Here is a 15,933-nt window from a genome sequence, read left to right as displayed (position 1 = left end):
CCGCCGATGGAGCATGAAGGCCTCGTCGCTACCATTGCATTAAAGCCTGTCATACACTCCGCGCAGCTTGTGTCGACGCGATCGAGCCTCGATGCAGAGGACCAGGGCCAGACGAATCCAGGACCGCTCATGCAGACTCTCGCTCCCGCCTGCACACCCCGCGACAGCATCTTCGACCCGTCGCGCCGGGACACTGTCCTGGACCTCACGGACCTGATCCGGGATCGCATCGACCCTGCGGCATTTTTCGGCGAGAACTATGTCACCGAGGGGATGCGCATCCTGCTGACGGAGGCATTCAGACGCCTGGAAGGCATCAGCACGCAAGGGGTCTTCGAGTTGACCCAGGAGATGGGCGGCGGCAAGACGCATCTGCTCAACGCCCTCGGCCTGTTGGCGCGTTATCCCGACTATCGCCGCCTGGTGATGGGGGACTTCTACACCCCCGGCGACATCGGCCCTGTGCGTGTCGTCGCCTTCACCGGCAGGGAGAGCGACGCCCCGCTCGGCATCTGGGGCTCGATCGCCACCCAGCTCGGCAAGAAAGAGCAGTTCGCGGACTACTACTCACCCCTGTCCGCCCCCGGCCAGACCGCCTGGGTCAACCTGCTGCGGGGTGATCCGCTGATCATCATGCTGGATGAGCTGCCGCCTTACCTCCAGCAAGCAAAGTCCAAGACGATCGGCAACTCGGATCTGTCCGTCGTCACCGCCACCGCGCTCGCAAATCTCCTGGTCGCGATCGGCAGAGACGAGCTGTCCAACGTGTGTCTGGTGATGACCGACCTGACGGCCTCGTACGCCGAAGGCAACGAGCAGATCGTGCAGGCATTGAACGATCTGAAGAAAGAAACCGGGCGCACAGCGCTGCGTTTGCAGCCGGTGCGGATGAATACGGACGAGTTCTTCCACATCCTGCGCCAGCGGATCTTCGCACAGCTCCCGCCGCCGGAAGTCATCGAGGAGGTCGCCCAGGGTTACGCCAAGGCCATCCGCGACGCGCGTCAGATGGATGTGACCAACGCCTCGCCCGAGCAGGTCGCGGCGCGCATCAAAGAGTCCTACCCGTTTCACCCGTCGATCCGCGATCTCTACGCACGCTTCAAGGAAAACCCGGGGTTCCAGCAGACGCGCGGCCTCATCCGACTGATGCGTATCGTCGCCGCGCGCCTCTGGGGCAGCGGGCAAGCCGCGAACCTCTATCTTCTGACGGCTCAGGATATCGACCTCAACGATCGCGAGACCCTCTCCGAGATCAACCAGATCAACAGCAGTCTGGACAACGCGGTCTCGCACGACATCGCATCGGGCGGTCAGTCGGTCGCCGAAATCCTCGATACCAACCTCGGCGGCAGCGACGCCCAAGACGCCATGAAGCTGCTCCTGGTCGCCTCGCTCTCGACCGTGGCGGGCGCCGCCAAGGGCCTGACCCTGCCCGAGCTGGTCGCCAATCTCTGCGCGCCGGGGCGCGACATCTCCAAGCTCAAGAACGAGGTCTTGAATCGGCTTGTCACCACCGCCTGGTATCTCCATACCGGGCGCGACGGGCGGCTCTTCGTCAAGAACGTTCAGAACCTGGTCGCCCGTCTGCGTACCACCGCCGAAAGTTATCTGCACGACCAGTCGGTCAAGGAGCTGCGCGAGCGCCTGGGCGAGCTGTTCAAACCCGAGAACGGTTGGTGTTACCAAAAGGTCCAGGTTCTACCCGCCGTCGATGAGATCGACATCGCGCAGGACAAGACGGTCCTGGTGGTCGCCAACCCGCACCCCGGCGGTCTTCACCCGGATCTGCAAACCCTGTACGACAACATCGACTTCAAGAACCGCGTCTGCTTCCTCACCGGCCAGCGCAGCGCGGACAGCCTGCTCAACGCGGCGAAGGAGCTCAAAGCGATTCGCCACATCATCGACGAGCTGAAATCCGAAGGCACCCCGGACAACGACCCTCAGCTCGTGCAGGCCCGCGACCTGCTCGACCGCATCCAGAACCAGTTCGGCAGCGCGCTGCGCGAGACCTTTTCCACGCTCCATTATCCGAGCGCGCAGCGTCTCATGTCGGCCGACTTCCCCATGGAGTTCACGGCCAACCGCTACGACGGCGAGGACCAGGTCATCCGCACCCTCAAGGCCAAGATGAAGTACACGGACGATGTCACGGGCGAGACCTTCGTCAAAAAGGTCGAAGCGCGCCTCTTCACCCAAAAGGCGATGCCCTGGAACGAGATCAAACGCCGCGCGGCCACCAACCCGGCCTGGCAGTGGCACCGCGCGGACGCACTGGAGAGGCTCAAGGCCGAGTGCGTGCATCAGGACATCTGGCGCGAGGACGGGGGTTATGTGGAGAAGGGGCCGTTCCCCCAGCCCGCCACGCAGGTCAAGCTCCAGGAGTTGTTGCGCGACGACGACACGGGCCGGGTGAAGCTGCGCGCCACCCCGCTGAACGGCGACAGCATCTATGTCGAGATCGGCGCCCCGGCCACCACCGCCTCGCAACGGCTCTCGGGACGGGACTATGAAACCGCCGAGATGGTGGTGTCCTTCCTCGCCGTCGACTCCACCGGACAGCATGAGACCGGAGAGCCTCTGACCTGGCACAACCGCATCACCATCAAGAGTCGGGTCTACGACCATGGCGCAGAGAAGGTCGTGGAGCTGCGCACGGCACCGCCGGCCCCGCTGCGCTACACCACGGACGGATCGGATCCGAAGCTGGCGGGCGGCGCCTACAACGAACCCGTCGTGCTCCCCGCGGGCACCCGGTTCGTCCTGGCGGTCGCGGAAGACAAGGGCACGCCCTCCGAGGTCCACCAGGTTGCGGTCAACTGGGACAGGCCGATCGATACCAAACCCATCGACATCACCGCGCCCTCGACCTGGAGGCCCGTCAGTCACCCCGAAAAGGTCTTCCGTTTCAATACCACCCAGGCCGCGTACGGATTCATCGAGCGCCTCAAGAAACACGCCGGCAAGGCCGCGGCCCAACGTATCGCCGTGCTCGATGGCCGCTGGGCGGATCTGCAGCTTGCCGACGATCTGCTTCTGGACAGCGAGCAGATCCACGCGACGGTCGAGCATCTGCGCGGCTTGGTGAGCGAAGGCGAGGTGACCATCGAGGCGGCCGCCTTGTGGTTCCCGACCGGACAGCAGCTCCTCGACTACGTCCATGAGATTGCCGTGGAGCTGCCGCGCGACGAGGTGGAACCTTGAGGTTAGACTTGCCGCATCCCCCGGAAGCCAACCGCCATTCCGACAATTAATCGGAGCTACTAACTGTTGCTTGTTTCATATCTAGTCTTGTTTATAATTACCCTTATGAGCAAGATATATCGCATCAATGAGTTCGCGAAACGAATCGGCAAAGCGCCCTCGACGATTCGTCGCTGGGAGCGCGAAGGCAAGCTCGTCGCCAAGCGGCACCCTTCCGGGCATCGCTACTTCGACGAAGCGGACGTGCGCCGACTCACGGGCGGTGCGCCGGAGCGGCGCGCAGTGGTGGTGTACTGCCGCGTATCGAGCGCAGGACAGAAGGATGATTTAGCGTCCCAGGTGAAGGCGATGGAGACCTACTGCCTGGGCGCAGGGATCGCGGTTGATGAGTGGGTACAGGAGATCGGCGGCGGGATGAACTTCAAGCGCAAGCGCTTTCTCGCCCTGATGGAGCAGATCGAGCGCGGGGAGGTTCGGCAAGTGCTGGTCGCCCACAAGGACCGACTGATGCGCTTCGGATTCGACCTGTTCGAGCACATCGCCCGACACAACGGCTGCGAGGTGGTGGTGGTGAATCAGAATGCGCTCTCGCCTCAACAGGAGATGGTCGAGGATCTGCTGGCCATCGTGCACACCTTTTCCTGCCGGCTGTCCGGCCTGCGTCACTACAAGCAACAGATCAAGGACGATTTCCCCGACGCGAAGCTCGCCACCCCCAAGGCGCCGTGCGAATGAACGTCACCCGCACGCTGTTCGCCGACGCTCCATCGGAACTCGCGCCGATCTGTCGGGCGATGGGCTTTGTGCGTGCGGACATCTGGCGGCGCTTCGGCGCGCTGGGGAGCATCGGCAAGTCCAACCTGCAGCTTCGCAAAGCGATCGCCGCGCGCGATCTGTACGGGGCGTTGCCGGTCGACGGGACCATTCGCAACGAGACCACCAAGGATGTCCTCAACGACATTCTGACCTACAAAGCCGCCGCCAAGCTCAAGGTCCGGCAGGCCATTGCCGCCCGCACGACGGATGAGGTCGAGCGCAAGCGACTCTACACCCTGCTCAAGGCCGATCGCTGGCTGGACGACCCCTTCCTGCACCGGCAGATGCGCAAACACTTTCGGCACGGCGTCAGCCACACAGCTAACCAGTTCATCGTGCGTTCCGACAAGCAGTCCACGCAGATCGTCGATGGGCGGCTGGTCATCGTCATTCACATCGCGCGCAAGTATGGCCGCGACATCCGGCTGACCACGACCTCCAGCGGCAAACGTGTCGATCTCCTCGGCTGCAATCTGCGCATCTGCGTCAAGGATGACGGCGTCGAGATCCATTACGCCACCGCGAAAGGCGCCGGGCGTGCGCATGGCGAGCAGGCGTTGGGCATCGACAAGGGCTACACCGAGGCGTTCACCGATTCCGACGGCGAGGCGCATGGCCCGGCCTTCGGCGCCGTCCTGACCGAGTACAGCGATGCGGCGGCGGCGACGGGGAAACAGCGCAACCGACTCCATGCGCTGGAGAAGGCTCATCGCGCCAAAGGCCACCATGCCAAAGCCGACCGGATCCGTCGCTGCAATCTGGGGCGCAAAAAGATCGACGCGCGTCGTGCGCGCACCCAGGGACACCTGCGCACCATCGCCTTTCAATCCGCGCACGCCATCGTGAACAAGGCCGCGCTGGTGGTTTCCGAAGATTTAACGTCGCCCATTGCCGCGAAGGTGCAATGGAAGCGATACAACCGACGCATGAGTGGATGGGCGAAAGGCGCGTTAGCCGATGCCCTCGACTCGGTGTGTGAGCAGCGTGGCGCCGAGCATGTCTTGGTCAACGCGGCCTATACGTCGCAAATGGACTCGACCACCGGCCTGCTGCAAGGCGAGCGGGTGGGCGATAAGTTTTACCGGGTAACCGGGGACGTGATGCAGGCCGACCGCAACGCGGCTTTGAATGTGCTGGCACGGCTCTCCGACCCCGAGATCACGCGGTTCACACCGTATCGGGACGTCAAACGGCTGCTGCTGGCACGTTCTCCGGCGCAACTGAGCGTCAAGGGGCTTGAGTTGGGCGATCCGTCGCGTCAACCAAGTGCGGATAAATTCAATGATCACGTTTGATCAAGATTATTGGAGCAGGTATCCATGAGCGACAAGGTCGACAACCTGGTTCTTGAACATCTGCGCAGTATCCGCGGCACCCTGAGCGACCACGGCGAACGGCTGGGCCGCATCGAGCTGCGTCTCTCGGCGATGGAGCAGACCCTCGGCAGTCTCTACACCCTCTCGGGCAGTGACCGGGAAACCCTGAGCTCGTTGGCTCGCCGCATCGAGCAGCGCCTCGATCTGGCGAGCAGCGACGCCTGACAGCGTGCGGAACCGCCATTGACGAACCCTAAAAAGCCAAGTTGCCAAGGCTTTGGCTTCTGCCCCGACGAATCGACGCACCACTTTCTGGTCACCATCCCGGCGAGCAACCGCGAGGACGTGCTGATCTCCGAGCATTTCACCTGGGACGAGATCAGCGCTGCGATGCCCCCGACCTTCGCCATCGGTGAGCCCGAGGGCAAGCTGCGCGTCCTCCTGCCCCGCGTCAAATGGGACGCCGTCGCGGATGATGTCCGCGTGGAATTCAACCAACGCCTCAAGCGGGACGGGCGCAAATCCGGGAGCTGGAAGACAGGTACCAACCCCGTCTCACGCCTCCTCGGCAAAGAACTGGTGCTCCTCGCGTGGGCGATCGAAGAGGCGGATCCCGCACTCACCGCGACCGCGATCAAGAACTGGCTCGGCCTGGTCCCGGAGGAGCGCTGGTGGCTCTACACCATGACCTGTGCGGCCACCGGACATGCCATCCAGGGACGCAATAAGGGCTGGCGCAAGGCGGTGCGTTATGCGCTGACGGAGAACCCGGTCACGGACTCACACCATGAGCCCCTGCCTGTGTTTGAATTGGCGGTACGCGGACAGACCGCGGCGGAACCTGTCAAAGCAACACGGACGCCACGTCCGAGGACCAAGTCCGCCAAACCGAATACCGCCGAACGGTGATCGGCGCGGACGACGACACCATGACCACCTTCATCGAGACCCAGTTTCCCGTCTCCAAGCTCTCGAAGGAGAGCTACAAGGAACGCAAGGCCAATTACAGCCAGACCCTGACCGGACTCGGTAAGTGGTGGGGACGCAAGCCGCTCATCATGGTTCGGGCGGCCATCCTGGGGTTGCTCCTCCCGGCGAGCCGGGACCCCAAGCGAGACCGCGAGATCTTTTTGATGCTCCTGACCATGGACCCGGAGGGTCTGTGGCGGCGCAAGACCAAGGCGATCCCGCTGGCGGAGCTGTTTGCGCGACTGCGTCCCGACGAGCGTGCCGACTGGTTCGATCCGAACGCCCCGAAGCCGAAATATCGCCCCGGCACCTCTGGCGAAGACAGGGCCAGCCTGCAGCGTCTCGTCTTCGAGCGGATGGGCTATGACGAGAAGCTGGTCTACTGCGACCGACCCGAGCAGATCAAGGGGCCGTCCGAGCCCGCTTGGGACGCGATCAATACCCACCTCGGCACGGATGCGCGCAGTCTCCCCGAGCTGGTCCGCGCGCTCGGCGAGCGTCGCTTCGGCCATGTCCCACGGGTCGGAGACGCCTTCTGCGGCGGGGAAGTGTTCCGTTTGAAGCCGCGCGCATCGGCTGCGAGGCGTACGGCTCTGATCTGAATCCCGTCGCCGCGCTGCTGACCTGGGGCGCGCTCAATATCGTCGGCGGTGGCGAGGCGGTTGCCAAACAGGTCCGGGAGGCGCAGGAGCAGGTCTACGCGGCCGTGGATCGCCAGATCACCGACTGGCGTATCGAGCACAACGATCTGGGCTGGCGCGCCGATGCCTATCTCTATTGCACCGAGACCCGCTGTCCCGAATGCGGCTGGATGGTGCCGCTGGCCCCGTCCTGGGTAATCGGCGAGAAGACCATGACGATCGCACGCTTGGTGCCGTCTCCCCCTCCCCTTGCGGGAGGGGGCCGGGGGGAGGGGGAGCAACCTCTCGGTGGGCACGATGCCTTGAGCCCCGTCGCGGCCTTCGCCCCCCCTCCCCAACCCTCCCCCGCGAGGGGGGAAGGCGCCTTCGGCATCGCGATTCACCAGGGCGTCAGTGCCGCCGAGCTGAAGGCGGCGAAGACCGGCACGGTCCGCAGCTCACGTCTGGAATGCCCCCATTGTGGACAGTCCACCGCCATGACTGCCATCCGGGGCGACCGGCGCGGCGGCGGCGCCTCCGACTACGGTCTGCGTCAGTGGGAAAACAGCGATCTGGTCCCTCGGCCGGACGACACCTTTCAGGAGCGACTCTACTGCGTCCGCTGGCGCCTGCCCGATCTGGCGGCCCTGCTTAGGGCGGAACAGCGTGAGCGTGCGGACCTGACCGATGCGCGGCCTATTCCGGATTGGGTCCCGCTCGACCGGGCGATCGATGGGCTCGCGGCGCTCCTGGACGCAAGCGACAGGCTTGACCTGGACGCGTTGCGTGCGCGCGACTGGCTGGCCGAGGATGCGTGGCTGCACACGGCCGGCGCCGAGCTGGCCGCCTTGCGGGCGGCCAAGGCGCCCAAGGCGCGGATCGATGCCCAGAACAAGGTGCTGATTGCGCTGATCACCGCTCAAGCAGAGCGTGCCGCCGACATCAAGTCACTCGCCGATCGGTTGCCGGGCGCCCTGTACCGAGCGGTCGAGCCGGATGATCTGCAGCGCGAGGCGTTGGTTCTGAGCCTGCTGCGCGATCGCTTCGAGGACTGGCAGGACAAGGGTTACATCCCGAGCCGACGCATCACACCAGGCGACAAGACCGACGAGCCGATTCGCACGCGCGGGTGGACGCATTGGCATCATTTGTTCACACCGAGGCAGCTTGTGGCCTTTGGAGCACTCAACTCCTTCGCAATCGGCGAGTTGACCCAAAAGATCGAGCTGACCGCATGTCTACTCGGAATCTCAAGATCGATCAACTGGACTTCGCGGCTAACGGGATGGGATCCAAGCGCTGCCAACGAGAAGTCGAACGCGACTTTTCAGAATCAAGCTTTGAACACGATGACCGTCTATGCCGTGCGTGCGCTGCCATCGTTAAACTCTTCATGGTATCTCGCACAACGTGACTACCTTTGCGTCGGGAGCAAATCTGTACTGCTCGGGGATGCCAAGTCTATTACCGGACTCTGTGATGTTTGGTTGACCGATCCCCCCTATGCAGATGCCATCAATTACCACGAGCTCTCCGAATTCTTCCTCGCCTGGTATGAAAAACACCTACCCAAGCTATTTCCCGACTGGTACGCAGACAGCAAACGCGCCCTGGCCATCCGTGGCTCAGGCAAGGACTTCCGCGAAGGCATGGTCGACGCCTACAGCAACCTCGCCGCCCACATGCCTGACAACGGCATGCAGATCGTCATGTTTACCCATCAGGACGCGGGCGTCTGGGCGGACCTGGCCCTCATCCTCTGGGCCGCCGGCCTGCGGGTGACCGCGGCCTGGACCATCGCCACCGAGACCGAGTCGGCACTCAAGGAAGGCAACTATGTCCAGGGGACGGTCCTGATGGTGCTGCGCAAGCAGACCTCCGACGCCGTCGCTTTCCTGGACGAGATCGTCCCTCAGGTCGAGATCGAGGTTGAGCGCCAGCTCAAGTCCATGCTGGATCTGGACGATCAGGAGGATCCCAATTTCTCCGACGCCGATTATCAGCTCGCCGCCTATGCCGCCGCCCTGCGTGTGCTGACTCAATACAAAGGCATCGAGGACATCGATGTCGCCTACGAACTGGCCCGCGAGGGCAAGCGCGGCGAGACGTCACCGATTGCGCGCATCATCAAGGATGCGGTGCGGACCGCGAGTAATTTTCTGGTCCCGAACGGCATCGACGCCCAGCTCTGGAAGCGTCTCGCACCGGAGGAAAAACTCTATCTCAAGTGTCTGGAGGTGGAATCACACGGCGACTATCGCAGCGGCGTCTTCATGGAGTTCGCCCGCGGCTTCGGTGTGCGCGACTATCGCTTCATGCTCGAAAGCGGCAAGGCCAACCAGACACGCCTGAAGACCGCCACCGAATTCAAGCGTCGCGAATGGGGCACCGACGGCTTCGGCTCATCCCTGCTGCGCCATGCGCTCTTCGCCGTCTACCAGTCGGCGGATCAAGACAGCACCAAGGTCGGTCTGAACTATCTCAAGACCGAGATCCGCGACTATTGGACCCAGCGCGAGATCCTCGTCGAGATGATCGGCTTCCTGGGCCGCCTGCAGATGCCGCCCTGGGCGGGCGATGCCGAGGCCGCGCGCCTGCTTGCGGGGGCCTTGGCGAATGACCATGTTTGATCTCGGCGGGGAATAAGGCGTATTCCGGACCTGATTAGAAAGAATCTTCCGCCAGGCTCACGGAATGAGCCACCGGCCGGCGCAAACTGCTCCCAGGTCCACTACCCCACGGAGTCTGCCATGGCCATGAATCGGATCCAATTCCAGTCCGGGATGTCGCTGTTCGAGCATTTTCAACAGTTCGGCACCGAGGCCCAGTGCGTGGCGGCGCTGGAGCGCATGCGCTGGCCGGACGGGTTTCGCTGTCCGAGCTGCGGCGGGGCGGCGAACTGCGTGCTGCACGGCAGCCCCCGCAAGACCTTCCAGTGCAATGCCTGCCATCACCAGACCTCGCTGATCGCCGGGACGCTGTTCGAGGCTACCAAACTGAGACTGACCGTCTGGTTCCTGGCCATTGATCTCATCGGTGAGGCCAAGACCGGCCTGTCGGCCCTGGCGCTGAAGCGCGATCTCGGGGTCGGCTATCCAACCGCCTGGCTGATCCATCACAAGCTGATGCAGGCGATGGTCGAGCGCGAGGCCGCCACCGTGCTGTGCGGAACCGTGCAGGTCGACGACGCCTATCTCGGCGGCGAACTGGTCGGCGGCACCGCGGGACGGGGTTCGGAGAACAAAGTTCCCTTCATCGGCGCGGTCTCTCTCAATGACCAAGGTCATCCCCTGCGCGCCAAGTTCACTCCAGTGTCCGGCTTCACCCGCGCCGCCATCGCTCAGTGGGCGGGCGCGAACCTCGCCCCCACCAGCACCGTCGTCTCCGATGGCCTGGCCTGCTTCGCCGGCGTCACCGACATCGGCTGCACCCACCAACCGACCGTCGTCGGGACGCGCAAACCCAAGGAGTTGCCCATGTTCCACTGGATCAACACCGTCCTGGGCAATCTCAAGACCCGCTTCAGCGGGGCATACCACAGCTTCGATTTCGGAGAATACGCCGAGCGCTACCTCGGCACGATCGCCTATCGGTTTAATCGCCGCTTCGATCTGCGCGCCCTGCCGATCCGCCTGCTGGTGACAGCGACGGCTTGCGGTCCCCGCCCCGAATCGTGGATCCGGCGCGTGGCTGACGTTCCTTGCTAATCAGGTGGCGCGAAAGGTGCGTCCGAGTCTTCGCCGGCGAGGGATTCTGATGGCTTGGTCAGGGCAGGGGGTCGATGTCCGTGAAAATCGCCGTTAGGTTTCGCGCGCCGTGGAGGACACGGACGATCTCGACCGCATCGGCGAGAGCTCGGTAGAGGATGAGGTAGTTGTCGCAGACGAGATAGCGGAAGTCGCGGGCGATGTCCGGTCGCGCAGGGCCGAGGAAGGGATGATCGGCAAGGCGGTCGATCCGCGCATCGAGCATGTCGAGCAGGCGATCGGCGGCGGACGGGTTGTTGTCGGCGACGTACTCCCAAATAGCGATGAGATCCTCTCGTGCCTGGTTGCTGATGGTGACATCGTGCATGGCTGTGCAATCTTGCGAGCGGTTCAGCGCGAGGCTTTGACCTTGCGTGCCTCGCGTTTGATTTCGGCCATATCGAGCCGGCCGGCCGAACCGCTAGCGAGCCCCGCCTGCCACAAACGGCGTAGGTGTTCGACCTGCTCCTGTTGCGACGTGCGCTTGAGTTGCCAGTCGCGCAGAGCCTCGCGAATGACCTCGCTCGTGGAGGCATAATCGCCGGCGTCGACCGCAGCGCGGACATTGTCGGCGATCTCTTTGGTGAGTGCGATGGTGATCTTTTCGACGGTAGGCATGACGAGTACGTGATGGGTAAGGACGTTCTGGCGATGTTTAGGCGGCGTCTGCGTGGTATGACTTATTCATACCATGAGACCCTGAAACACGCAACGCACCGCGCGAGTGTCCGCAGTAAAGGATACCGTACGACACAAGAAAGAGGACATCGACGTGAACGATGCCGGTAGTGCTACAGATTCCAAGCAGGGCGGGATCGACCTCTCCACGCTCTCCGACAAGGCACTCGAAGCACTGGTGCCCAAGATCCAGCAGGAGCTCGCGCAACGGCGGGTGCGGCAGACGAAGGAGGCCCTGGAGAAGATGCAAGAGATTGCTAAGTCGGTCGGCATTACGCCGGAGGAACTTCTGGGATCCTGATTAGAAAGATGTTAATGAGCGCGCCTTGTTCAAGACTCCCGGTGATCCAACGCGCGTTCGATCGCCTCGCGGATGAAATGCTGATACGGCATGCCGCGAGCCTGCGCGCGTGCCTTGACCGCATCCAAGAGTGGCCCCGGCAGGCATATGTTCACCCACGCCGACTTCTTCTCGAATTCGAACCCGGCAGATTTGAAATCGCTCAGGTCATACTCGGTCAGATCGGCTTCGTCGAGGAATCGCTCCGCGTCCTCGTCGCTCGTGAGTGCGGGCAGCGTCTTGAGACTGTTGTTGTCGCTCATAGTGCTCGACCTCCTTTTGATGCATCCTACGACATGATGTCGCCCCAATCCTGCACATCCGAGAAGAGTCGATGAAGGCACTGCCGAAAATCACGATCGCCCCAAGTGTTTGCGGCGGCCGACCCTGTATCAGGGGCATGCGGATTCGCGTGTCGGACATCCTCGGTATGCTGGCCGCCGGGGCGTCTCCGTCGGAGATCCTGGAGGACTATCCCTACCTTGAGGCGGAGGACATCGCAGCGGCCCTGGACGATGCCGCCCGTCAGACCGACCACCTCATTCCGCGCTTAGCCTGAACGGCGCGTCTTCTGGTTGAGTCCCGCGACAGCAACGGCGCTAACCCGAGGCCATGATCAACCGCTTCTCGTCTCGCCGCATTCGGCTCGATCACAGCTTTCTTGCAAAGCGTCTGCGCGGCGCGCGGGGCTACGACCGCATCGCCGGCTTTTTCTCGTCATCGATCATGGAGGTCGCGGGCGAGGAGCTGGAGTCCGTCTCCGGCCCGGTCCGCCTGGTCTGCAACTCGATCATCGCTCCGAAGGACATCGAGACGGCGAAGAAGGCCGCCCAGGCCGCGATGCGTCGGGAGTGGTGCGATGCACAGCCGGAGCGCCTGCCGGACGCGGCGAAACCCCGGTTGCAGCGTCTTTATGACTTCCTCGCCAGCGGCAAGCTGCAGGTCAGGGTGCTTCCCGATGCGATCTTCGGACTGATCCACGGCAAGGCCGGCGTGATCACCTTGGCGGACGGGAGACGCACCGCCTTTCTCGGCAGCGTCAACGAGTCGCTCACGGCCTGGCGTCTGAACTACGAGCTGCTGTGGGAGGATGACTCCGAGGACGCGGTGGCCTGGGTGCGGGAGGAGTTCGACAGCCTCTGGCATTCGCCCTTTGCGGTCGAGCTGGCCGATGCGGTGGTGCAGGATATCCAGCGGCTCGCGGTGCGCTCGGTCATTCCGGACCTTGACGATTGGCGTGGCCAGCCCGATCCGGCGGCCGCCGTGATCGAGTCGCCGGTCTATCGCAAGGAGGTCGGGCTTTGGGAGCATCAGAAGCACTTCGTGAAGATCGCCTTCGACGCGCATAGGGGCGCTCACGGCGCGCGCTTTGTCCTGGCGGACCAGGTCGGGCTCGGCAAGACCATCCAACTCGCCATGGCGGCCCAGCTCATGGCTCTGGTCGGCGACAAGCCGGTGTTGATCCTGGCGCCGAAGCCACTCATCTGGCAGTGGCAGGGTGAGCTGAACACGCTGCTCGACATGCCCTCGGCGGTCTGGGACGGGCGCGGCTGGGTGGACGAGAACGGCATCGAGTATCCGAGCGCCGGCCCGGAATCCATCCGCAAGTGTCCGCGGCGTGTCGGTATCGTCTCCACCGGCCTCATCGTCGCGGGCTCGGAGATCCGGGACTGGCTCCTCAACGGCAGATACGCGTGCGTAATCCTCGACGAGGCGCACCGCGCGCGGCGGCGCAACCTGGGGCCTGGCAAGGAATACGATCCGGCCGAGCCGAATAACCTGCTGCGCTTTCTCTGGGACATCTCGCCACGCACGCGCAGTCTGCTGCTGGCGACCGCGACACCGGTGCAGATCCATCCCATCGAGGCGTGGGACCTGTTGGATGCACTCGCGCGCGGGTCCGACGCGGTCTTGGGCGGCTACGGCAGCCCATGGCGTCAACCGCGCCATGCCTTGGGGCTGCTGTTGGGTCGCGAGGAGCCGCCGACCGAGGATGCCGATCGGTGGGCCTGGATGCGCAACCCACTGCCGCCCGCAGCCGAGGGACCGGACTACAGTGCGCTGCGCCGGGCGCTGCGTCTCTCCGATGCCGACCTCATGGCGACCGGAGGCAGCTTCGATCGGTTACGCCCGCCGGACCGCGCGCGGGTCCGGCGTCTCTTCCCACGCTTCCTCGAGCAGTCCAATCCCTTCATCCGGCATATCGTGCTGCGGACCCGCGAGTACCTGGAAACCACTATCGATCCGGAATCGGGCGAACCCTTCCTGAAGCCGGTCGAGGTCCGACTGCATGGCGAGCGCGACGAGGACGCCATCGCCTTGCCGCCCTTCCTCGAAGATGCCTATCACCTTGCCGAAGCATTCTGCGGACTGCTCGCCGAACGGGCCAACGCCGGTTTCTTTCGCACCCTCCTGCTGCGGCGTGTCGGCAGCACGATCGAGGCCGGACGCCGCACCGTTGAGAAGCTCCTGACCGAGTGGGCCACGCTGGACGAGGATGAAGACGACGAGGACACGCTGAGTCAGTTACGCACCCTGACGTCGGCCGAGCGCGCCCTCTTGCAGCGATTCCTCAAGGCATTGGAGGCAAACCAGGAACGCGACCCCAAATACCGGATCGTGCGTTCGCTGCTACTCGAGCAGGGCTGGCGCGAGCTCGGCTGCATCATCTTCAGCCAGTATTTCGATTCGGTCATCTGGCTCGCCAACCAGCTCACCGCGGAGATCCCCGAGGAAGAGATCGGCATTTACGCGGGCGCTCGGCGTTCCGGGATCATGCACAAAGGTGTCTTCACCGCTGCCGCGCGTGAGCTGATCAAGGAGCGCGTGCGCACCGGCGAGATCCGCGTGCTGATCGGCACCGACGCGGCCTCCGAGGGCCTCAATCTGCAGCGGCTCGGAACCCTGATCAACCTGGACCTGCCCTGGAATCCGTCGCGTCTGGAGCAGCGCAAAGGCCGCATCCAGCGCATCGGTCAGCTCCGCGACACCGTGGATGTCTACAACATGCGCTATGCCGGGTCCGTCGAGGATCGCGTCCATGCGCTGCTTTCGGAGCGGTTGGAGAACATCGCCAACCTGTTCGGACAGATCCCGGACATCCTGGAGGATGTCTGGATCGACATTGCACTCGGTGAGATCGATCGGGCGAAGCGGACCATCGACGCGGTTCCCAAGCAGCATCCGTTCGAGCTGCGGTATCACCGGGTCGAAAAGGTCGATTGGGAAAGCTGCTCTCGGGTGCTGGATACGGACGCGCGAAAGCGATTTCTGACGACGGGGTGGACAATCTAATCGGCCCGCAGGCGACGCATGTGGCACCTGGGCCGGAGTAGGCGCGGAGAGGCGCCAGGCCAGCTCGATTTCCGGAGAATCAACGCCAACAGGTAGGGGCGACTTAAGCCGCCCCTACAGCCCCTCCAGGCCGTGCAGTGCGATCGACATGCAGACTCCCGAAAATGGTCTTGACGACTCCGTTCGGGACTCGATCATGAAGACGCAACCGCTCTTTCAACCGGCGAAGTTGGCGGCGACAAACTCCCAGTTGATCTTCTCCCAGATCGCTTCGAGGTATTTCGGACGGGCGTTGCGATAGTCGACGTAGTAGGCGTGCTCCCAGACGTCGACGGTCATCAGCGCGGTCTTGCCCTCGGTCATGGGGGTGCCGGCGTTGGAGGTGTTGTGGATCTCGATGGAGCCGTCGGCGTTCTTCACCAGCCAGGTCCAGCCGGAGCCGAAGTTGGTGGCGGCAGCTTGGGAGAACTGCTTTTTGAATTCGTCGAACGAGCCGAACTTGTCGGTGATGGCGTCTGAAAGTGCGCCGGTCGGAGCGCCGCCGCCGTCCGGGCTGAGACAGTTCCAGTAGAAGGTGTGGTTCCAGACTTGGGCGGCGTTGTTGAACAATCCGCCCGAGGATTTCATGATGATCTCTTCGAGACTCATGGTCTCGAATTCGGTGCCGGGAACCAGGTTGTTGAGGTTGTTGACGTAGGTCTGGTGATGCTTGCCGTAGTGGTAGTCGATGGTCTCGGCGGAGATCACGGGCTCGAGTGCATTCTTTTCGTAGGGTAACGCCGGGAGTTCATGGGCCATGGTCAAGCCTCCTCGAAGGTTGAATTCTGCAGTGGTCGACGGTCACCCGGAATGTTGGCCCGCGATCGGGTATCTCAACCCGTGGCTGCGGTGCCCGAGCGCGAGATGCGAAACTTTCGGGAGACGACGCGGTCGCGGGAACGCCTCTG

At 63.5% G+C, this 15,933-nt stretch carries 15 protein-coding genes; 11 read left to right on the top strand and 4 right to left on the bottom strand.

All coding sequences use genetic code 11. From position 1 onward, the window contains the following. Nucleotides 1-129: 129 nt before the first annotated feature. The 8 genes from KFB96_RS18760 to KFB96_RS18725 all read left to right on the top strand — a co-directional run bounded on the left by KFB96_RS18760 (nt 130) and on the right by KFB96_RS18725 (nt 10,635). Nucleotides 130-3,207, top strand: a complete 3,078-nt coding sequence (locus KFB96_RS18760) for a DUF499 domain-containing protein (RefSeq protein ID WP_213460423.1) — start codon at nt 130-132, stop codon at nt 3,205-3,207. Nucleotides 3,208-3,312: 105 nt separating this feature from the next. Beyond that, nucleotides 3,313-3,942 carry an IS607 family transposase gene (locus KFB96_RS18755; RefSeq protein ID WP_213460421.1) on the top strand — a complete coding sequence of 210 codons (630 nt, stop codon included), beginning with the start codon at nt 3,313-3,315 and terminating at the stop codon, nt 3,940-3,942. After that, on the top strand, nt 3,939-5,318 hold the full coding sequence (locus KFB96_RS18750; protein WP_213460419.1) for a zinc ribbon domain-containing protein: 1,380 nt from the start codon (nt 3,939-3,941) through the stop codon (nt 5,316-5,318). Before KFB96_RS18755 ends, KFB96_RS18750 begins: the two co-directional genes overlap by 4 nt. 24 nt (nt 5,319-5,342) lie before the next feature. Beyond that, a complete protein-coding gene (locus KFB96_RS18745; protein WP_213460418.1) occupies nt 5,343-5,564 on the top strand; it encodes a hypothetical protein in 222 nt (73 codons plus the stop codon). An 18-nt stretch (nt 5,565-5,582) separates the two neighbouring features. Beyond that, nucleotides 5,583-6,248 (top strand): DUF3780 domain-containing protein, encoded by a 666-nt coding sequence (locus tag KFB96_RS18740; protein WP_213460416.1) that lies wholly within the window; start codon nt 5,583-5,585, stop codon nt 6,246-6,248. Between the two features lie 20 nt (nt 6,249-6,268). Continuing rightward, nucleotides 6,269-6,910: a DUF1156 domain-containing protein gene (locus KFB96_RS18735; protein WP_213501494.1), complete on the top strand. Its 642-nt coding sequence runs from the start codon at nt 6,269-6,271 to the stop codon at nt 6,908-6,910. Continuing rightward, nucleotides 6,844-9,558 carry an anti-phage-associated DUF1156 domain-containing protein gene (locus tag KFB96_RS18730; protein ID WP_367115059.1) on the top strand — a complete coding sequence of 905 codons (2,715 nt, stop codon included), beginning with the start codon at nt 6,844-6,846 and terminating at the stop codon, nt 9,556-9,558. The genes KFB96_RS18735 and KFB96_RS18730 overlap by 67 nt, the downstream gene beginning before the upstream one ends. A 120-nt stretch (nt 9,559-9,678) precedes the next feature. Then, nucleotides 9,679-10,635: an IS1595 family transposase gene (locus KFB96_RS18725; RefSeq protein WP_213460414.1), complete on the top strand. Its 957-nt coding sequence runs from the start codon at nt 9,679-9,681 to the stop codon at nt 10,633-10,635. 58 nt (nt 10,636-10,693) lie between these two features. On the opposite strand, the gene KFB96_RS18720 is transcribed toward KFB96_RS18725, so the two are convergent. Together KFB96_RS18720 and KFB96_RS18715 are read right to left on the bottom strand one after the other, a co-directional pair. Beyond that, nucleotides 10,694-11,002, bottom strand: a complete 309-nt coding sequence (locus KFB96_RS18720) for a type II toxin-antitoxin system RelE/ParE family toxin (RefSeq protein WP_213501487.1) — start codon at nt 11,000-11,002, stop codon at nt 10,694-10,696. A gap of 23 nt (nt 11,003-11,025) precedes the next feature. After that, complete coding sequence (locus KFB96_RS18715) at nt 11,026-11,292, bottom strand: type II toxin-antitoxin system ParD family antitoxin (protein ID WP_213460380.1); 267 nt, start codon at nt 11,290-11,292, stop codon at nt 11,026-11,028. 154 nt (nt 11,293-11,446) lie between these two features. Between KFB96_RS18715 and KFB96_RS18710 the strand changes: the two genes are divergently transcribed. After that, nucleotides 11,447-11,653, top strand: a complete 207-nt coding sequence (locus tag KFB96_RS18710; RefSeq protein ID WP_213460379.1) for an H-NS family nucleoid-associated regulatory protein — start codon at nt 11,447-11,449, stop codon at nt 11,651-11,653. Nucleotides 11,654-11,682: 29 nt separating this feature from the next. On the opposite strand, the gene KFB96_RS18705 is transcribed toward KFB96_RS18710, so the two are convergent. Further along, a complete protein-coding gene (locus KFB96_RS18705) occupies nt 11,683-11,955 on the bottom strand; it encodes a CopG family antitoxin (RefSeq protein WP_213460378.1) in 273 nt (90 codons plus the stop codon). 71 nt (nt 11,956-12,026) lie between these two features. Here KFB96_RS18705 and KFB96_RS18700 point away from each other — a divergent pair, with 71 nt between their 5' ends. Both KFB96_RS18700 and KFB96_RS18695 read left to right on the top strand, forming a co-directional pair. Next, nucleotides 12,027-12,251: a DUF433 domain-containing protein gene (locus KFB96_RS18700; RefSeq protein WP_213460377.1), complete on the top strand. Its 225-nt coding sequence runs from the start codon at nt 12,027-12,029 to the stop codon at nt 12,249-12,251. A 53-nt stretch (nt 12,252-12,304) separates the two neighbouring features. Beyond that, nucleotides 12,305-14,986, top strand: coding sequence for a phospholipase D-like domain-containing anti-phage protein (locus KFB96_RS18695; RefSeq protein ID WP_213465942.1), 2,682 nt, complete (start codon nt 12,305-12,307; stop codon nt 14,984-14,986). A 216-nt stretch (nt 14,987-15,202) separates the two neighbouring features. On the opposite strand, the gene KFB96_RS18690 is transcribed toward KFB96_RS18695, so the two are convergent. Then, nucleotides 15,203-15,784 (bottom strand): Fe-Mn family superoxide dismutase, encoded by a 582-nt coding sequence (locus KFB96_RS18690; RefSeq protein WP_213460410.1) that lies wholly within the window; start codon nt 15,782-15,784, stop codon nt 15,203-15,205. Nucleotides 15,785-15,933: the final 149 nt, after the last annotated feature.

It is taken from the genome of Thiocapsa sp. (genome assembly GCF_018399035.1).
Lineage (GTDB): Bacteria > Pseudomonadota > Gammaproteobacteria > Chromatiales > Chromatiaceae > Thiocapsa.
Note: the sequence above shows the minus strand (reverse complement) of the source record. Positions and strands in the feature narration are given on the sequence as shown.